Below are 18,563 nucleotides of genomic sequence, written 5' to 3' on the forward strand. Positions count from 1 at the left end.
TGCGCACCGGCCTGCGCCGCGCCGCACGGCATCTGTCCGTGCGTGCCGTTCTCCAAGGAACCCGTATGGACCGTCACATCGCTCCGGTGGAGCTGAAGAAAGCCTACCGTCTCCTCAACCACGGCCCGACCGTGCTCGTGTCGGCCCGCCACGACGGCGTCGACAACGTGATGGCCGCCGCATGGGCGTGCGCGCTGGACTTCCTGCCGCCGAAGCTGACGGTCGTACTCGACAAGTCCGCGAAGACCCGCGAGCTCGTCGAGCGCAGCGGCACGTTCGTGATCCAGGTGCCGACGGCGGCGCAGCTGCAGCTCACGCATGCGGTCGGCAGCCACAGTCTCGCGGAGCGGCCCGACAAGCTGCGCGAAGCGGGCGTCACGCTGTTCGACGTCGAAGGCCACGACCTGCCGTTCGTCGCCGGCTGTTCGGGCTGGCTCGCGTGCCGGCTGGTTCCGGAGCCGCACAACCAGCAGGCCTACGACCTGTTCATCGGCGAAGTGGTCGCGGCGTGGTCCGATACGCGCGTGTTCCGCGACGGCCACTGGTATTTCGAATCGGCCGATCCGGCGCTGCGCAGCCTGCACTACATCGCGGGCGGCAATTTCTATGCGATCGGCGAATCGCTGCACGTCGATCCGGACGCGCAGTAAGCGTCGGGCGGGCGACCGGTCCCGCCGATCCGGGCGCGCGGTTCACGCGCGCTTTTTCAATTCAATCAGCATGGTTTCGGCGAACGCCTGCGCGACGCGCGGCAGCGTGCGGCCGCGCTTCGTGACGAGCGCGATCGGCCGCGCGAACGCGGGGTCGTCGATCGGCTTCGCGACCAGCTCGGGCTCGGCGCGCACCTCGCGCGCGGTGGCCGGCAGGATCGTCACGCCGAGGCCGCCGCGCACCATCGCGACGGCCGTCATCATGTAGGTCGGCTCGCACGCGATGTCGGGCGTGCAGCCGGCCGCGTCCAGCGCGGCGTCGACGACGCTGCGCACGCTCGTGCCCTGCGCGGTGAGCACGAGCGGCACGGCCGCGACGTCGGCGGTGCTCACGCGGCGCTTGCGCGCGAGCGGATGATCCTTCGGGCACACGGCGACGAGCCGGTCGGCGCCCGCATACAGCACCTCCAGCGATGCATCGAAGGTGTCGCCGCCCGTCAATCCGAGATCGGCCTCCTCGTTGCGCACGAGCGCGGTGACGAGGCTCGCGACACCGTCGCGGATCTCGAAGCCCGCGCGCGGCACCGCGCGCCGGAACGACTGGATCAGCTCAGGCAGCATGCTGGACGCGAAGGTCGGCAGGCACGCGAGCCGCACCGTGCCGCTCGTGCCTTCGCCGAGCGCGCGCGCATCGCGCAGCACGCGCTCCATGTCGTCGAGCGAGCGCTGCAGCAGCGGCAGCAGCTCGCGCCCGGTCTGCGTGAGCGCGACGCTGCGGCTGTTGCGGTCGAACAGGCGCGCACCGACGATTTCCTCGAGCCGGCGGATCTGCACGGTCAGCGCCGGCTGCGACAGGTGCAGGCGCGCGGCCGCACGCGTGAAGTTGCCGGCCTGCGCGACGGTGACGAACGCGCGAATGTCGCGAAGATTCAGATCCATAACGGTTCGTGATTGCTGCGATCAAATCATTTCAATTGTGCTATCGCTGCGCCGACCTTACGCTCGTCTCCAACAAAAGACAAGGTAGGAGACACGGATGCTGCCGTTACTCGGGCTTGGCACGATCGTCGTGCTGCTGGCCGCGATTCTGTCGAAGCGGATGTCGCCGCTCGTTGCGCTGATCATCGTGCCGATCGCCGCATCGCTGATCGGCGGCTTCGGGCTGCATACGAGCAAATTCGTGATCGACGGGCTGAAGGGCCTCGCGCCCGTCGTCGGGATGTTCGTGTTCGCGATTCTCTATTTCGGGACGATCACCGACGCCGGCACGCTCGACCCGATCATCGACCGGATCCTGCGCGCGGTCGGCACGCGGCCGACGCGCATCGTGATGGGCACGACGCTGCTCGCGCTGCTGATCCACCTCGACGGCTCGGGCGCCGTCTGCTTTCTCGTGACGATTCCGGCCGTGCTGCCGCTGTACGACCGGCTGAAGATGGACCGGCGCGTGCTGGCCGCCGCGGTGTCGATGGCCGCGGGCATCAACTTCCTGCCGTGGACGGGGCCGATGATCCGCGCGTCGGCGTCGCTGCACCTGCCGGTGTCGGCGCTGTTCAATCCGCTGATTCCGGTGCAGGCGATCGGGCTCGTGTTCGTGTTCGGCGTCGCATACTGGCTCGGGCGGCGCGAGGAGAAGCGGCTCGGCCTGTCGCGCGACGATGCGTCGATCCCGCTGCCGAAGCGCGAGCTGACACCCGACGAGCAGGCGCTGCGCCGGCCGCACCTGTTCTGGTTCAACCTCGTGCTGACGCTCGTCGTGCTCGGCACGATGGTCGTGATGGGCGAGAAGATCCCGCCCGCGATCATGTTCATGGTCGGGCTGTGCATCGCGTTGATGGTGAACTACCCGGACGTCGACATGCAGAGAAAGCGCGTCGACGCGCATGCCCGCGCTGCGCTGATGATGGCCGGCATCCTGCTCGCGGCCGGCGTGTTCACGGGGATCATGCAGGGCAGCGGGATGCTGAAGGCGATGGCGCAGGCGGCGGTCGGCTTCGTGCCGCCGTCGATGGCCGGCCACATCCCGGTCGCGCTCGGCTTCGCGTCGATGCCGCTCAGCATGCTGTTCGATCCCGATTCGTTCTACTTCGGCGTGTTGCCCGTGATCGCGGAGGTGGCCGGCCAGCTCGGCGTGCCGGCCGTGCAGGTCGGACAGGCCGCGCTGCTCGGCCAGATGACGACCGGGTTCCCGGTCAGCCCGCTGACGCCCGCGACGTTCCTCGTCGTCGGCCTGTGCGGCATCGAGCTGGCCGAGCACCAGAAATTCACCTTCCCGCTGCTGTTCGGCGCCTCGATCGTGATGACGGTCGCGTGCGTCGCGCTGGGCATCTTTTGATCTTTCCCGGCGGCGAAACCCGCCGGACGACGGTACGGACATGACAGCAAAGCAACCTGAACGGCGCGTGCGCATCGGCGCCGGCGCCGGCTACTCGGGCGACCGGATCGAGCCCGCAGTCGAACTGGCCGAACACGGGCAGCTCGACTATCTCGTCTTCGAATGCCTGGCCGAGCGCACGATCGCGATCGCGCAGCAGGCGCGGCGCAAGGACCCGGCGCTCGGCTACGATCCGCTGCTCGACGCGCGGATGCACGCGGTGCTGCCGGTCGCCGTGCCGAAGGGCGTGCGTATCGTGTCGAACATGGGCGCGGCGAATCCGCGTGCGGCCGCACGGCGCACCGCGCAGATCGCGCAATCGCTTGGTTTCGCACAGCTGAAGGTCGCGGCGGTCGAAGGCGACGACGTGCTCGGCGTCGTGCTGCGCGGCGCGTTCCGCTTCGAGGAATCGGGTGACGACGTCGCCGCGTATCGCGACCGCATCGTGTCCGCGAACGCCTACCTCGGCGCGGCGCCGATCGTCGACGCGCTCGCGGCCGGCGCGGACGTCGTGCTGACCGGGCGCGTCGCCGATCCGTCGCTGTTCGCCGCACCGCTGATCCACGCGTTCGGCTGGCGGATGGACGACTGGGACACGCTTGGCGCTGCGACGGTCGTCGGCCACCTGCTCGAATGCGCGGGGCAGGTGACGGGCGGCTATTTCGCCGATCCCGGCTACAAGAACGTGCCGGACCTTGCGCGGCTGGGGTTTCCGATCGGCGAAGTCGCGGCCGACGGCACGGCCGTGATCACGAAGGTGCCGCACGCGGGCGGCCGCGTGAGCGCGGCGACCTGCAAGGAACAGCTGCTCTACGAGATTCACGATCCGGCGCGGTATCTGCAGCCCGACGTCGTCGCGGATTTCACGCAGGTCACCGTTGTCGAGGAGGCGACCGATCGCGTGCGCGTGACGGGCGCACGCGGCATTGCGCGGCCCGACACGCTGAAAGTGTCGGTGGCTTATGTTGACGGTTACATCGGCGAAGGCCAGATCTCGTATGGCGGCCCGGGTGCGCTCGAGCGTGCGCGTCTTGCGCTCGAGATCGTCCGCGAGCGGCTCGCGCTGACCGGTGTCGCCGCGACCGAGTTGCGCTTCGACCTGATCGGCGTCGATGCGCTCTATGGCGGCGCGACGCCTGCCGTGCGCGGCGAGCCGGCCGAGGTGCGCGTGCGGGTGGCCGGCCGTGCGGCGAGCGCCGCCGAAGCGGCACGCATCGGCAATGAAGTCGAGACGCTCTATACGAACGGGCCGGCCGGCGGCGGCGGCGCGTTCAAGTCGACCCGCGAGGTGATCGCGGTGCAGTCGGTGCTGCTGCCGCGCGCGGCCGTGACGCCGTCGTTTTCGTTCGTGGAGGCCTGATGCAACTGCGTGAACTCGCGCATGCGCGCACCGGCGACAAGGGCAATACGCTGAACGTGTCGGTGATCTGCCGCGATCCGCGCCATTACGATCACCTGCGCACGCATCTGGATGCGGAGGCCGTGAAGGCGTGGCTCGCGGGCATCGTGCACGGCGACGTCGTGCGTTACGAATTGCCCGCGCTCGGGGCATTCAATTTCGTGCTGCGCGATGCGCTCGGCGGCGGCGTCACGCGCTCGCTCGCGCTCGACGCGCACGGCAAGTCGGTCAGTTCGGCGCTGCTGGCGATCAAGGTGCCCGACCCGGCGTGACGGATGCCGCCTCCCGGGGGCGCAATCGCTTACGGAATCAGCAGTTCGCGAAGGCCGTTCGCATGCTCGATGCGTTCGCCGGCGAGGTGCAGGCGCTGATCCTTGCGATAGTCGTAGACCGCGCGCGACGCGGCGAGCTGGTCGAAATCGAGTTCGACCGCGTGACGCGATTCGGTATTGCCGGCCTCGAAGAGCAGGTTGCCGAACGGATCGGCCGCGAGGCTGCCGCCCGCGAACACGACGTCGTGCGTGCTGCCGCCGACGCGGTTGGCGACCACCGCGAACACCTGGTTCTCCATCGCCCGCGCCGTTGCCGACGTGCGATGGACGGAGCGGTACGGTTCCATGTTGCCGTCGGTGATGAGGATCAGCTCGGCGCCGAGTGCGGCGAGCGCGCGGCCGGTTTCGGGGAATTCGTTGTCGTAGCAGATCAGCAGGCCGATCCGCACGCCGCGCCATTCGATCGTCGCGTAACGGTCGCCGGGCAGGACGACGCCATGCTCGGACACCCACAGATGCGTCTTGCGATAGCGCAGCGCGATGCCGTTCGGCGTGACGAACACGGTAGTGTTGTAGAAGCGGCCGCCGTCGTTCTCGATCAGCCCGACCACGACGGCAACGTCACGTGCGCGTGCGGCCGCGATGACGGCGCCGACGCTCGGGCCGTCGAGCGGCTCCGCACATTCGGCAAGATTCGACGGATCGAGAAAGCCGGTGAGCTGCGCTTCCGGAAACATCACGATGTCGGTGCCCGGTGCGCAGGCTGCAATCGCTTCGAGCGTGCGCTGCAGGTTGTAGTGCGTGTCGCCGTCGCGGCCGGCGAGCTGGACGATGTCGAGCTTCAGTTTCATGGCGATTTCGGTAGCAGGGGCCCGTCGCCGATGGCGCCGGAGGGGTGGATAAAGAGGCCCCAGTATGCGCCGCCGCGGCGGATTTCCCATCCCGCCGGCGCGTTAACCCTTCGGGGGTATTGATCTGTGACGCCGCTGGTGGGGCGTGTGCCGACACGCGTGGCCCGCGATGCGTGTCAGGTGCCGGTCTGCGCATTCAGGAACAACGAGAACAGTTCCGATTGCGAGTTGATGGCGAGCTTCCCGTAGATGTTGCGGCGATGCACCTTGACCGTTTCGGCGGAAATCGACAGCTTGTTCGCGACCTCCTTGTTCGAGCGGCCGCTCAGGATCAGCCGGATCACGTCGAGTTCGCGCGCGGTGAGCGGCGTGCCGAGCCGCGCCATCGCCTGCTCGAAGCCGTCGTGTGCGCCGTGCCGGCGCGGCGGCGCATGTTCCGCGGATGCGGGCTCGAACGCGAGCCGCTGCCGCATCAGCGCGGCCACCCACGGCCGGATCAGGTCGAGCAACGCAACCTGCTCGGGACTGAAGCGCCGCTTGCTGCCGAGCGACAGGCACAGCGTGCGCGCATCGTCGAGCACGACATTGAACTGCACCTCGTCCTCGACGACGTTGTGCGTGAAATAGAGCGTGTAGTACTCGGTATCGCGGAAGCATTCGGGCGCGACGTCGGACAGCCGGAACAGGCCGCTCTTCGGCGCGTCGCGATTCGCGATGTAGAACGGGTCGAGCTGGTACAGGCCCTGCACGTAATCACGGAACAGCGGATCGGGGCCGCCGCCTTCGTACGGGCATTCGGCGAACACTTGCGGGCGGCCGTCGCCGAACGTCAGCGCGACCCAGCTGTCGACCGCGACGTATTCCTCGACCAGCCGGACCAGCGCCAGCCAGAAGCCCGGCTGGTCGAGCGACTCGATGAGCCGCCCGACCGACCGGTGCCATGCGACATCCTGCAAGGTGAGGTTCATGCGTAGGTCCATGTCGGGCAGGTGCGATGTGCGCTTGCGGTGCCGCGCCGTGCGTGTACGCTACGGGCTCGCGGGCCGATTCCCGCGCGCATCGAACGGAGCCTGGGGTGAAGAACGAGATCGTAACGCCGGCCGGCGCGAATGGCGAGGCCGTACGCCGTCGCCGGTTCGCGGCGGGTGCCGCGCTGGCGTGTCTGGGTGGGCTGGCCGTACCGGCGGCCGCCGCCAAGCCGCCGGCGTCGTGCGATGACCAGCTGACGCGCTTGATCGTACCGGCACTGCGGCAGACCGAGATGAACCGGCGCGACATCCACGCCGATGTGGACGAGCGTAACGGCGACGTCTATCGCATCAGGCTGTTCGCGAAACCGGGCCGCTCGGGCACGCCCGATCGCGAGGCGACGATCGGCTGGGTGACGCTCGATATGCAGGCGATGCGTGCGCTCGACGTCACGCGCGATCCCGACCGGCCGGACGTGCTGAAGATCGACCGGCGCGCGTTGTCGCGTTTCGTGTCGACGTGTGTCGCGCCAGCGGCACCGGCGGCGCCCTTGCGCAACGCAGTCGATTGCGATGCACTGAATCGCCGCGCGCAGGCGCAGGGCGATTACGTGATGGGCAGCGATGCCGGGCGCATCGTCACCGGCAAGGGGCGCCTGCCGTTCTTTTCCGCGCCGGACGGCGCGTGCCGGATCGACGGGCTGTTCATCGTCGAGCACGACCATGTCGACGCGCGGACCGACTACGGTCGTTTCACGTCGGTCGTTTATCTGAATCCGCGTACGCGCGGCATCGCCGAAGGGTGGGTGCAGACCGCGCGGCTGAAGCCGGACGGCACCGGCATCGCGCCACGGCAACCGTGATCGTGTGTGCCCGCAACCAACCGCCACGCATCTTTTCGACCAGAACGAACCTCGTCATGACAGTCCCGCACCGGAATACACGTCTGAAGCCGCTCGCGGCTTCGCTCGCTGCGCTTGGCGCACTCGCGGTGCTTGCGGCGCGCTCCACGCTGTCGCCCGTTTATGCGGCCGAGCCGGCCCAGCCCGATCGTCTTTTGAAGACCTTCATCCACGACACTTACGGCAACTGGCGCGCGGACCGCAAGGGCTGGCAGGCGGACGGGGACGATTTCATTTATGCGCCGTGCGGCTCGCTGCGCGTCGCGACCGCGGATGGCGCGCGCACGCTGCTCGCGATGTGCGGCGAGACCGAGGCTGCGGTGCAGAACGGGATGCCGGGCATGGATTCGGATGCGACGACCGGGACGATCGACCTGTACGTGCTGAAACCGGCGGCCAACGGCACGACGCTCGAGCCGATCGTGAAGCAAACGGAGATCGCATCGGGCAAGCGCGGCGAGCCGGGCACGGTGCGCATCGAGCGGCTCGGGCCGCACCTGTTCGGGTTCGTTATAGGCGAAGGTGACATGCGGCAAGGCTATACGCAAAACTTCCGCTCGATCTGGCTGCCGGTCGGCAATGCGCTGGTGCTGGCGGCGGCGCGCATCGACGAGGCGCTCGACAATGCGGAGTCGACCGAATGCGCGCACGCCCACGCACGCTGCGAGGAACGCCGCTTCGAGATCGCGCCGGACCTGAGCGGCACCGGCGACGTCTATCCGCTGACGGTCACGGAAACGGGCACGCGCGGCGACAAGGCCATCCACGCGCGCTATACGGTGAGGTTCGACGCGGCACGCGGCCGCTACGTCGTGCCGAAGGCGTTGCGCGACGGGTACTGATCCTTCGCGCGCAGAAACGGGCGGCGCGGTGCCGCCCGCACGTCACACGTACAGATACCGCACGAGGTGGAAGAACACCGGCGCGGCGAAGCAGATCGAGTCGACGCGATCGAGCATCCCGCCGTGGCCCGCGATCATCGAGCCCCAGTCCTTGGTGCCGAGCGAGCGCTTGACGGCCGACAGCACGAGGCCGCCGACGAAGCCCGCGATCACGATCGCGAGCGAGATCCCGAACGCAGCGCCGAAGCTGAACGGCGTCACGCGATACAGCGATGCGCCGCACAGCGTCGCGAGCAGGCCGCCGCCGACGAAGCCCTCGAGCGTCTTCGACGGCGACAGCTGCGGCGCGATCTTGCGCTTCCCGAACAGCTTGCCGACCACATACTGCAGCACGTCGCTGATCTGCACGACGAACAGGAAGAAGAACAGCAGCAGCGGGGTCTGCCCCGTGTAGTGCGGAATGTCGAGGATCAGCACGGCCGGCGCGTGGCTCAGCCCGTACACGCACACCATCAGCGCCCAGTTGATCTTCGCGTTGCGGCTCAGGAATTCGCGCGTGTCCTGCGTGAGCGCCGACACGAGCGACATCGCGAAGAACAGGTGCACGGGCACGAAGATCGAATACATCCCGTACCAGTTGATGCCGAGCAGCAGGTACTGCACGGGGATCGCGACGAAGAACGCGATGAACAGCGTCGTGTGGTCGCTCGCGGTCGTCGGCGTGAGCGTGATGAATTCGCGCAGCGTCAGGTACGACAGCACCGCGAACACGAGATACGTGACGTTGTTGCCGAGGCTGATCGCGATGACCATGATCGCGATCATCGCCCACCACGCACGGATGCGCTGGTTCAGGTTGACGATGGTCGCGCTCGTGCCGCCGCTGCGCGCACCGAGGATCGCGCCGATCACGGTGGCGATGACGAGCACGCCCGTGACGCCCGCGACCAGTTCCCAGAAGAGAGTTCGCATGGGGTTATCCGGAAAAGGGAGAGAAGGGGATCGCGTTCAGCCGGCCGGCCGCTGCGGCGGCGCGAGCGCGACGACCGCGTCGCGCATGCGGGCGAGGAACGTCGGCTTGTCTTCCTGGGCGCCGAGCGCTTCGTTCGCACCGAAGTGCACCTTGCAGATCAGCGGTACCGGCCAGATCGCACCCTTCGGCATGATCCGTTGCAGGTTTTCGAGATAGACGGGCGCGAGCGCGACGTCCGGAAACTCGGTCGCGAGGTGAAACAGCCCGCTCTTGAACGGCTGTGGCAGGATCTCGGCGCCGCGCGTGCCTTCCGGGAAGATGATGATCGAATGGCCCTGCTTGAGCGCATCGCGCACGGGGTCGAGCGGGTCGCCGCCGGATTCGCGGTGGCGGTCGATCAGCACGACGTTCAGCAGCTTCTGCGCGATGTGGCGCTTCATGTCGCTGCTGTCCCAGTAGTCGCGCGCGGCGACCGGCCGCACGACCGCGCGCACGTTGCGCGGCAGCGCAGCGAGGATCGCGAGCGTATCGATGTGGCTCGTATGGTTCGAGAAGTAGATCTTCTGCGTCGGGGACGGCGGCGCCTGATGCCAGACCGGATACGCGCCGGCGACGAGCCGCACGATGGACAGCAGGAAATCGCGCTGCCAGACGTTGAGGATGTTCATCGGCGCTGCGCCTCCTGCCTGCCTGCATGGCCCGCTGCGCAGGCGCGGCGGACGGGACCCCGGAATGCCGGCGCGGCAGGATGCGCGCCGGACGGCCCTTGTTTAAATTTTTTCAAATTCGTGGCTGCCTGTCGCAGGTCCGCGATAATCGGACGATTCGCCGTCACACGCTGTTGCGTCGCGGCGAATGCGCCGGTCGGCGGCGTGATAATCGGCTGTTGCACGAGCGCCCGTTTGCAGTTCGAATGGATCTTGCTGCGATCGGGCCAGCGGATTATCGCGAGTTTCCGTCAAAAACGCCAGATTGCCGCGGCAGGCCCCGGGGGCCGCGTGCTTGACGCATCGGGGCCGCTCGGCGACGATTAGGGCCGTCCATGGAAGGCCGTCCAAGGATGTTTCGCCGCCCGGGGCATGGCGGCGGGAAACGTATCCGACTGTGCCGCGCAAATATAAAACGATGAGCCTCTACGCACTCAAACCCAAATTCCAGAACCGTCTGCGCCCGTTCGCGAACTCGCTCGCCGAGCGCGGCGTCACGGCCAACCAGGTTACGCTGTTCGCGGCCGGCGGCTCGATCGTCGTCGGCGCGCTTGCCGGGCTCGGCGTGTTTGCCCGCGCGCTGTTCCTGCTGATCCCGCTGTGGCTGTTCGCGCGGATGGCGCTCAACGCGATCGACGGGATGCTCGCGCGCGAGCACAACCAGAAGAGCACGCTCGGCGCATACCTGAACGAGCTCGGCGACGTCGTGTCCGATATCGCGCTGGTGCTGCCGTTTCTCGCGATCCCGGCGTTCGCTCCGGCAGACGTCTGGCTGTTCGCGCTGACGGCGGTGATCGTCGAATGCGCGGGGCTGATCGGCCCGCTGGTCGGCGTGAGCCGCCGCTACGACGGCCCGTTCGGCAAGAGCGACCGCGCGCTCGCCCTCGGCGCGTTCGCGCTGTGGATCGGGCTCGGGTTTCCGGTCGGCGGCGTCGCCGCGTGGCTGTGGCGCCTGCTGATCGTGCTGTCGATCGTGACCGTGGTGCGGCGCGTGCAGGCCGGCCTCGCGGAAAAGGGCGGTTGAAACGGTAGTTGGAGCGGTTGCGGTACCGGGCGCCGGAGGGCGGCGCACCAGAATTCGAATAACGAAACGAGAGAGATCGCATGAGCGCACGCATGGCCCGCGAGGCCGACTTCATCACGCACGACGGCGAAACGCTGTTCTATCGTCACTGGCCCGCAACGGGCCCGCGCTGCCGCGGCGCAATCGTGCTGCTGCATCGCGGCCACGAACACTCGGCGCGCGTCGCGCACCTCGTCGACGAGCTCGACCTGCCCGATTTCGCGTTCTTCGCGTGGGATGCGCGCGGCCACGGCCGCTCGCCCGGCGCGCGCGGCTACAGCCCGAGCGCTGCCGCGTCGGTGCGCGACCTGCAGACCTTCGTCGAACATATCCGCGACACGCACGGCATCGCGATCGAGGACATGGCCGTGGTCGGCCAGAGCGTCGGCGCGGTGCTCGCGGCCACCTGGGCGCACGACTACGCGCCGCCGATCCGCGCGCTCGTCGTCGCATCGCCGGCGTTCCACATCAAGCTCTACGTGCCGTTCGCGCGGCCGGGCCTGCGGCTGATGCACAAGCTGCGCGGGCTGTTCTACGTGAACAGCTACGTGAAGCCGAAATTTCTCACGCACGATCCCGAGCGGGTCGCGAGCTATGCGTCCGATCCGCTGATCACGCGGCCGATCGCGGTCAACATGCTGCTCGACCTGCACGACACCGCGCAGCGGATCGTCGCCGATGCGGCCGCGATCACCGTGCCGACGCAACTGCTGATCTCGGGCGCCGACTGGGTCGTGCATCGCGGCCCGCAGGACCGCTTCTTCGAGCGGCTCGGCGCCGCGCGCAAGGAGCGCATCGTGCTGCCGGGCTTCTATCACGACACGCTCGGCGAACGCGACCGCGCGCAGGCGCTCGCGCCGCTGCGTGCGTTCGTGCTGCGCGAATTCGATGCGCCGAGCCCGCGCGTGTCGCTCGCCGACGCCGACCGGCGCGGCGCGTTCCACGACGAATACGCGGCGCTCGGCCGGCCGCCCGCGAATGCGTTCGCGCGGGCGTACTGGGCGCTTACGCGGGCCGGCCTGAAGGCCGGCGGTGCGCTGTCGGACGGCATTGCGCTCGGGCTGCGGCTCGGCTTCGATTCGGGCTCGACGCTCGACTACGTGTACCGCAACCGCGCGCAGGGGCGGCTCGGTGTCGGCGCGCTGATCGACCGCACGTATCTCGATTCGCCGGGCTGGGTCGGCATCCGTCAGCGCAAGGTGCATCTGCAGGAACTGATCGGCGCGGCGATCGGCCGCCTGCGCGGCCACGGCGCGCCGGTGCGGATCGTCGACATCGCGGCAGGCCACGGGCGCTACGTGCTCGACGCGATCGCGACGGCTGCCGAGCGCGACGGCGCAGCGCCCGACGACATCTCGCTGCGCGACTACAGCCCGCCGAACGTCGAGGCCGGACGCGTGCTGATCGCGCAGCGCGGCCTCGAACCGATTGCGCGCTTCGAGCGCGGCGACGCGTTCGACGAGGCGTCGCTCGCGACGCTCGAGCCGCGTCCGACGCTCGCGATCGTGTCGGGCCTCTATGAATTGTTCGGCGAGAACGCGCTGATCGAGCGCTCGCTGCGCGGGCTCGCGCAGGCCGTGCCGCCGGGCGGCTATCTCGTCTATACCGGGCAGCCGTGGCATCCGCAGCTCGAATTCATCGCGCGCGCGCTGAACAATCACCGCGGCGAGGCGACCTGGGTGATGCGCCGCCGCTCGCAGGCCGAGATGGACGAACTCGTCGCGCGCGCGGGCTTCCGCAAGCTCGACCAGCGGATCGACGAAATGGGCATCTTCACGGTCAGCCTCGCGCAGCGGGTCGACCCGTCATGAGCGCGCTCGACGGCGGCGCGAGCGGCCTCGCCGAGTCGGCCGACGCCGGCGTGCGCGACGCGTCGTTCGCACTGCGCCTCGGCTGGCTCGCGGCGATGGGCGCCGTGTTCTTCTCGACGTACGGTTTCGCGAACTGGCTCGCCGCGCGCCGCGCGGCGGTGCCGACCTTCGCGTTCGGCTGGGAACATGCGATCCCGTTCGTGCCGTGGACGATCGTGCCGTACTGGTCGATCGACCTGCTGTACGCGCTGTCGTTCTTCTTCTGGACGCGCCGCGCCGACCTGCTCGATCACGTGAAGCGGCTGTTGACCGTGCAACTGATATCGGTCGCGTGCTTCGTCGCGTGGCCGCTGCGCTTCGGCTTCGAGCGGCCCGACGCGGGCGGCGTGGCCGGTGCGCTGTTCACGCTGCTGATGGGGTTCGACAAGCCGTTCAACCAGGCGCCGTCGCTGCACATCGGGCTGCTCGTCGTGCTGTGGGCCGTCTATGCGCAGCACCTGCGCGGCACGCTCGCGCGCGTCGTGCTGCACCTGTGGTTTGCGGCGATCGGCGTGTCGGTGCTGACGACCTACCAGCATCACGCGATCGACGTGCCGACCGGCGCAGCCGTTGGCTGTCTCGCGCTGTTCCTGTTTCCGCTGCGCGATGCCGCAGGCCGGCTGCCGGGCGCCGATGCGTCGCCGGGCGCGGCCGGCCGCGCGCTCGCGCGCCGCTATGCGCTTGGCGCGGCGGCGGTCGCGCTCGTGGCGCTCGGGTGCGTGCCGCGCACGCCCGGCTGGGCACTGGCGGCCGGGTGGGTCGCGCTGGCGCTCGCGTGTGTCGCGTGGATCTACCGGCGCGGCGCGCCCGGCGCGTTCCAGAAGGACGCGCACGGGCGTTTCCCGGTCGTCATCCGCTGGCTGCTCGCGCCGACGACTGCCGGCGCATTCGTCAATTCGCGGCTGTGGACGTTCCGGCAGCCGGCGCCGGTACGGATCGACGAGCGCGTATCGATCGGCCGCACGCCGACCACACGCGACGTGCGCCGCCACGGTTTCACGGCACTGGTCGACCTGACTGCCGAAATGCCGCGCTGGACGTCGATCGATGCGTCGCTCGCCTATGCAACGGTGCCGCAGCTCGACCTCGTCGCGCCGACGGCCGCGCAACTCGCGCAGGCCGTCGCGGCGCTCGAACGCCTGCACGGGGAAGGGCGCGACGTGCTGGTCTGCTGCGCGCTCGGCTACGGGCGCAGCGTGCTGTGCGCGGCCGCGTGGCTGGCGGCGCGACGCGGGTTCGACGAGGCGCGCGACGCGCTGGCCGCGGTGCGTGCGGTTCGGCCGCAAGCGGTGTGGTCGGACGATGGCGTGGCCGTGCTGCAGCACTGGATCGATCGTCGGCGCGGCACGGGAGGCGTGTGATGCGCGACCCTTCCGCGCCCTTCAGGATCGCCGCTGCGCGCGGCGCGCTCGATGCAGGCGCCTGGGCGATCGCGGCCGCGCTGGCCGCGGCCGGCGCGGGCTGGTGGATTGCGTCGGGCTGGGCGCCGGCGACGATCGCCCGCGTGTTGCTGGCCGTCGTCAGTACCGGATCGGGGATCGCGGCGCTGTGGTACGCGGTGCGGATCGAGATCGACCGCCGGCTGTTCGCCGCGCTTGCGCGCGCGGCGTCAGGCGACGCATCGGTCGACGACGGGCTCGCGGCGCTCGACCGCGCGCTCGCCGATCTCGGCTGGATCGATGCGTCGAAGGCCGGACGCGCGCTCGACGCGCGCGTGCGCGGCGCGGTCGGGTTGTGCCGGGCCGGTGTGCTCGTTGCGATCGTGCAGTGGCTCGTGGTCGGGCTCGCGATCGCCGTTCCGCAGATCGGTTAGGGCCCGCAAGCCCGTCGCGGGCGGTTGAGCAGGGCGTGCCACCCGCCGGTCCGTCAAGGATGCGGCCGTCGAGTGCACGTTACGCGTGAGCCGTGCGCTGCGACCGTGTCCGCTTCACTTCATACATCGCCTGGTCCGCACGTTCGATCAGCGCGTTCATGTCGGTGCCGTCGTCGGGCAGCAGCGCAATCCCGACGCTGACGCCGAGCCGCAGCGGGTGTCCCTCGAATTCGAACGGTTCGCCGACCTGACGCGCGAGCCGCGTGCTTTGCGCATGCGCATCGTCGCGGTTGCCGATGTTCGGCAGGATCACCGCGAATTCGTCGCCGCCGATGCGCGCGACCGTGTCCGAGCGCCGCACCGCCCCCTGCATCCGCGTGGCGATCTCGCGCAGCGCCGCGTCGCCCGCGCGGTGGCCGAACCCGTCATTGATCGGCTTCAGCCCGTCCATGTCGATGTTGAGGATGCCGAGCCGGCCGTTCGCGCGCAGCGTCGTGTGCATCGACTGCCGCAGGCGGTCGTAGAACAGCGCGCGGTTCGGCAGGCCCGTGAGCGCGTCGTGCGTGGCGCGCAGGTACAGTTCGTTCGCCTCGTTGCGCGCCGCGTGGAACATCGCGGCGGCGATCAGGTCGGCCGTCAGCCGCAGCGTGCCGGCGTCGGCGTGCGAAAAGCCGTCGACTTCCGGCGACATCACCTTCAGTACGCCGACCGTCGTGTCGGCATGGGTGAGCGGCATCACGAGCATCGAGCGCAAGCCGACCCGCCGGCATGCGTCGCGATCGACGCGCGGGTCGGTTTCCGAATCGGTGCAGTGCAGCAACTCGCCTTGCTGCACGCACAGGCCCGACAGGCTGCCCGAGCGCCGCAGCCGCAGGCCGAGCATCCCGGCCGCAGTGCCCGACGCCGCGCGGTACACCATGTCGTCGCCCTCGGCGAATTCGACCGCGGCGGCGCTCGCGCCGGTGAGCTGCGGCACTTGTTCGGCCACATAGGCCATCACGCTGCCGAGATCGAGGCCGAGCTTCGCGATCTCGGTCTGCGCGGCGATGATGCGCAGCAGCGTATCGGGGGACGGAGTGGCGGTGTCGACGATTTGATTCAAATCAGTTTTCCGTGAAAGAAAGCCCGTCTGGCGGCGCGGGATTGCGGTAGCATACGCGCCGCCTCGCGGCAGCGCGTTCAGGGCAGGGGCGGTCTGCAACGGACCGCCACCGGCCAGCCGTACCGCGCCGGCAGTATGCCGTGCGGCCTGTCGGCCGACAACGGCGCAATTCTTACCATTCGTCCCTCTCGCGCAGCATTTCCGACCGGATTGAGGTTTTTTTCGCTTCATCGTCGCGAATCGGGGTGAGTTTTGTCTTGTTTTTGAGATAGTGTGACGAATGGGCGTGTGCCGGTGCCAGGCGTGCGCAACGCGATGACGGGTGGTTCTTGAAATCGCCGCATCGTTTCGATAAATGAACCAGGCCAGTTCGTTTGATATGAGGGGAAGCAGTGGGGATGTTCACTCACGGGCATAGCTGCTTTGCGCGCGTCGGTTTCGATGCGACGGAGGACCGGACGATCCTGACGAAACGGAGCGGCGCATGAAGCCGGCCGTGTCGCTGTTCGTCCTGTCGGTCGCCATGGCCGGCGCTTTTCATGCAGCCGCGCTGTCGGCCGCGCCGCTGCCGGCCGCCGCTGCGGCGCCCGGCGCTGCGTCAGCGTCAGCGCAAGCGCTTGCGGCTGCGCCGGTGGCGGCCAGCGCGGCCGCAGCCGGCCTGCCGGCGACGACGGTGCACCTGCCGTTCGCGTCGCTCGGGGCGTTCGATCCGCTGCGTCTGCGCGGCGCCGACGACGCGCGCACGATCAACGCGGGCGTGCGGCTCGACCGCGTGGTCACCGGCGCGCGGCTGCGCCTGACCTACGCGTACTCGCCGTCGCTGGTGTTCCCGATGTCGCACCTGAAGGTGTCGGTGAACGGCGAGGTCATCGCGACCGTCCCGTTCGACGCCGCGCAGGCGGGCCGCACGGTCACGCAGGAAATCCCGATCGATCCGCGCTACTTCTCGGATTTCAACCAGATCGGCCTGCGCCTGATCGCGCACTACACGCTCGACCATTGCGAGGATCCGTCGAACTCGGCGCTATGGGCCGACGTGAGCCCGAAGAGCGAGCTGATCCTCGACGAATCGCCGGTGCGCCTGCCGAACGATCTCGCGCTGCTGCCCGCGCCGTTCTTCGACCGGCGCGACAACGGCCGCGTGCGGCTGCCGTTCGTGCTGCCGGCATCGCCCGATTCGGCGACGCTGCGCAGCGCGGGCGTGCTCGCGTCGTGGTTCGGCGCGCTGGCCGACTACCGGCATGCGCGGTTCCCGGTGTCGTTCGGGCTGCCGGCCGACGACCAGGCGGTGGTGATCGGCACGGCCGCGACGCTGCCGGCCGGCCTCGCGCTGCCGTCGATCAACGGCCCGCTGCTCGCGGTGGCCGACAACCCGGCCGCGCCGGGGCGCAAGCTGCTCGTCGTCACGGGCCGCACGGCGGCCGAGGTCGACGATGCGGTCGCGACGCTCGTGCTGGGCCGCGTGGCGCTGTCGGGGCCGGCGGCCACCGTCGCGCACGTCGATCTCGGCGCGCCGCGCAAGCCGTACGACGCGCCGCGCTGGCTGCCCGTGAACCGTCCGATCGCGTTCCGCGAGCTCGTATCCGATACGCGCGAGCTGGAAGTGCGCGGCACGTCGCCCGACGCCATTCGCCTGAACCTGCGCGTGCCGGCCGATCTGCATTCGTGGAACGGCGCGGGCGTGCCGATTACGCTGCGCTACCGCTACACGGCGCCGACGGTGCAGGACAACTCGACGCTCGCCGTCGAGATCAACGACCAGCTCGTGAAGTCGTACCGGCTCGGGCCGGCCCATGCCGAGGACGCGCACGGCCGGATGCAGCTGCCGCTGCTGTCGGTGCCCGAAGGGCGCGTGACGAGCGACGTCGACATCCCGGCGTTCCGGGTCGGCAGCGGCAACCAGCTGCAGTTCCGCTTCACGCTCGATTCGCAGAAGACGGGCCTGTGCTCGAGCACGGCGACCGAGCCGCAGCGTGCGGCGATCGATCCCGATTCGACGATCGATTTCTCGCACTTCGTCCATTACGCGCAATTGCCGAACCTCGCGTTCTTCGCGAACAGCGGCTTCCCGTTCACGCGCTTCGCCGACCTGTCGCAGACGGCCGTCGTGATGCCTGACCGGCCGTCGCCGCAGGAGCTCGAGGCCTACCTGACGATGCTCGGCCACATGGGCGAATGGACCGGCTTCCCGGCCCTGCGCGTGCAGGTCGCGCGGCCCGGCGACGTCGCCGCGCTGTCGGGCAGCAAGGATCTGCTCGTGATCGACGGCTCGCCCGCGTCGCCGTTGCTCGCGCAGTGGCGCTCGGCGCTGCCGCTCGTGATCGGCGAGCAGGGCGGCTCGGGAGGCGAAGGCGCCGCGCGCGTCGCGTTCTCGGTGAAGGAGCGCTGGCGCAACGGCGTCGGCCTGACCGAAGGCGGCGCGCATATCGAGCAGACGGGCTCGCTCGCGGCGCTCGCCGGGTTCGAGCTGCCGGGCAGCCACGGGCGCAGCGTCGTCGCGCTGACGGCGACCGACCAGCCGCGCCTCGGCGAGCTGCTCAACGTGTTCGAGAACGCCGGGCTCGTGTCGCAGCTGCAGGGCGACCTCGCGCTGGTGCGGCCGGGGCAGGTCGACAGCGTGCGCGTCGGCGAGCCTTACGTCGTCGGCTTCGTGCCGTGGTATGCACGTGTGTGGACGCAAGCGGCGCGGCATCCGGTCGTGCTTGGCGCGGTCGGCGTCGTCGCGGGGCTGCTGCTCGCGCTCGGCGTGTTCAGCGTGCTGCAGAGAATCGCCGCGCGTCGACGGGGGATGTAACGG

General features: G+C 69.4%; 17 protein-coding genes. 11 read left to right on the forward strand and 6 right to left on the reverse strand.

The window, feature by feature from the left end:
* Nucleotides 1-65: 65 nt before the first annotated feature.
* Nucleotides 66-650, forward strand: coding sequence for a flavin reductase family protein (locus B7G54_RS19480; protein ID WP_085040552.1), 585 nt, complete (start codon nucleotides 66-68; stop codon nucleotides 648-650).
* A 42-nt stretch (nucleotides 651-692) separates the two neighbouring features.
* Here the strand turns inward: B7G54_RS19480 and B7G54_RS19485 are convergent, their stop codons facing one another.
* Nucleotides 693-1,589: a LysR family transcriptional regulator gene (locus tag B7G54_RS19485; protein WP_085040553.1), complete on the reverse strand. Its 897-nt coding sequence runs from the start codon at nucleotides 1,587-1,589 to the stop codon at nucleotides 693-695.
* A gap of 97 nt (nucleotides 1,590-1,686) precedes the next feature.
* On the opposite strand from B7G54_RS19485, the gene B7G54_RS19490 reads away from it, so the two are divergent.
* Genes B7G54_RS19490 through B7G54_RS19500 form a run of 3 tightly spaced genes read left to right on the forward strand, consistent with a single transcriptional unit; the run spans nucleotide 1,687 to nucleotide 4,695 of the window.
* On the forward strand, nucleotides 1,687-2,985 hold the full coding sequence (locus B7G54_RS19490) for a CitMHS family transporter (protein ID WP_085040554.1): 1,299 nt from the start codon (nucleotides 1,687-1,689) through the stop codon (nucleotides 2,983-2,985).
* Nucleotides 2,986-3,025: 40 nt separating this feature from the next.
* Complete coding sequence (locus B7G54_RS19495) at nucleotides 3,026-4,384, forward strand: acyclic terpene utilization AtuA family protein (RefSeq protein WP_085040555.1); 1,359 nt, start codon at nucleotides 3,026-3,028, stop codon at nucleotides 4,382-4,384.
* Nucleotides 4,384-4,695, forward strand: a complete 312-nt coding sequence (locus B7G54_RS19500) for an AtuA-related protein (RefSeq protein ID WP_085040556.1) — start codon at nucleotides 4,384-4,386, stop codon at nucleotides 4,693-4,695. The genes B7G54_RS19495 and B7G54_RS19500 overlap by 1 nt, the downstream gene beginning before the upstream one ends.
* Nucleotides 4,696-4,724: 29 nt before the next feature.
* On the opposite strand, the gene B7G54_RS19505 is transcribed toward B7G54_RS19500, so the two are convergent.
* Both B7G54_RS19505 and B7G54_RS19510 read right to left on the reverse strand, forming a co-directional pair.
* Complete coding sequence (locus tag B7G54_RS19505; protein WP_085040557.1) at nucleotides 4,725-5,546, reverse strand: carbon-nitrogen hydrolase family protein; 822 nt, start codon at nucleotides 5,544-5,546, stop codon at nucleotides 4,725-4,727.
* A gap of 176 nt (nucleotides 5,547-5,722) precedes the next feature.
* The gene (locus tag B7G54_RS19510) at nucleotides 5,723-6,514 is read right to left on the reverse strand and encodes a response regulator transcription factor (RefSeq protein WP_085040558.1); all 792 of its coding nucleotides are present in this window, start codon (nucleotides 6,512-6,514) and stop codon (nucleotides 5,723-5,725) included.
* A gap of 107 nt (nucleotides 6,515-6,621) precedes the next feature.
* Between B7G54_RS19510 and B7G54_RS19515 the strand changes: the two genes are divergently transcribed.
* Both B7G54_RS19515 and B7G54_RS19520 read left to right on the forward strand, forming a co-directional pair.
* A complete protein-coding gene (locus B7G54_RS19515; RefSeq protein ID WP_244289382.1) occupies nucleotides 6,622-7,377 on the forward strand; it encodes a hypothetical protein in 756 nt (251 codons plus the stop codon).
* A gap of 56 nt (nucleotides 7,378-7,433) precedes the next feature.
* Entirely contained in the window at nucleotides 7,434-8,258 is an 825-nt protein-coding gene (locus B7G54_RS19520; RefSeq protein ID WP_085040559.1) for a topoisomerase IV, read from the forward strand.
* Between the two features lie 42 nt (nucleotides 8,259-8,300).
* Here the strand turns inward: B7G54_RS19520 and B7G54_RS19525 are convergent, their stop codons facing one another.
* Complete coding sequence (locus B7G54_RS19525) at nucleotides 8,301-9,230, reverse strand: phosphatidate cytidylyltransferase (protein WP_085040560.1); 930 nt, start codon at nucleotides 9,228-9,230, stop codon at nucleotides 8,301-8,303.
* A gap of 36 nt (nucleotides 9,231-9,266) precedes the next feature.
* On the reverse strand, nucleotides 9,267-9,899 hold the full coding sequence (locus B7G54_RS19530) for a lysophospholipid acyltransferase family protein (protein ID WP_085040561.1): 633 nt from the start codon (nucleotides 9,897-9,899) through the stop codon (nucleotides 9,267-9,269).
* A gap of 457 nt (nucleotides 9,900-10,356) precedes the next feature.
* On the opposite strand from B7G54_RS19530, the gene B7G54_RS19540 reads away from it, so the two are divergent.
* The 4 genes from B7G54_RS19540 (at nucleotide 10,357) to B7G54_RS19555 (ending at nucleotide 14,664) form a co-directional block, all read left to right on the forward strand.
* Nucleotides 10,357-10,962 carry a CDP-alcohol phosphatidyltransferase family protein gene (locus B7G54_RS19540; RefSeq protein ID WP_085040562.1) on the forward strand — a complete coding sequence of 202 codons (606 nt, stop codon included), beginning with the start codon at nucleotides 10,357-10,359 and terminating at the stop codon, nucleotides 10,960-10,962.
* An 80-nt stretch (nucleotides 10,963-11,042) separates the two neighbouring features.
* Complete coding sequence (locus B7G54_RS19545; RefSeq protein WP_085040563.1) at nucleotides 11,043-12,812, forward strand: bifunctional alpha/beta hydrolase/class I SAM-dependent methyltransferase; 1,770 nt, start codon at nucleotides 11,043-11,045, stop codon at nucleotides 12,810-12,812.
* Nucleotides 12,809-14,212 (forward strand): phosphatase PAP2/dual specificity phosphatase family protein, encoded by a 1,404-nt coding sequence (locus tag B7G54_RS19550; protein WP_085040564.1) that lies wholly within the window; start codon nucleotides 12,809-12,811, stop codon nucleotides 14,210-14,212. Before B7G54_RS19545 ends, B7G54_RS19550 begins: the two co-directional genes overlap by 4 nt.
* On the forward strand, nucleotides 14,212-14,664 hold the full coding sequence (locus B7G54_RS19555; RefSeq protein WP_085040565.1) for a hypothetical protein: 453 nt from the start codon (nucleotides 14,212-14,214) through the stop codon (nucleotides 14,662-14,664). Before B7G54_RS19550 ends, B7G54_RS19555 begins: the two co-directional genes overlap by 1 nt.
* Nucleotides 14,665-14,743: 79 nt before the next feature.
* Here the strand turns inward: B7G54_RS19555 and B7G54_RS19560 are convergent, their stop codons facing one another.
* Entirely contained in the window at nucleotides 14,744-15,766 is a 1,023-nt protein-coding gene (locus B7G54_RS19560; protein WP_085040566.1) for a sensor domain-containing diguanylate cyclase, read from the reverse strand.
* Between the two features lie 484 nt (nucleotides 15,767-16,250).
* Between B7G54_RS19560 and bcsB the strand changes: the two genes are divergently transcribed.
* Nucleotides 16,251-18,560, forward strand: coding sequence for a cellulose biosynthesis cyclic di-GMP-binding regulatory protein BcsB (gene bcsB, locus B7G54_RS19565; RefSeq protein WP_085040567.1), 2,310 nt, complete (start codon nucleotides 16,251-16,253; stop codon nucleotides 18,558-18,560).
* Nucleotides 18,561-18,563: the final 3 nt, after the last annotated feature.

This window comes from Burkholderia puraquae, from assembly GCF_002099195.1.
Lineage (GTDB): Bacteria > Pseudomonadota > Gammaproteobacteria > Burkholderiales > Burkholderiaceae > Burkholderia > Burkholderia puraquae.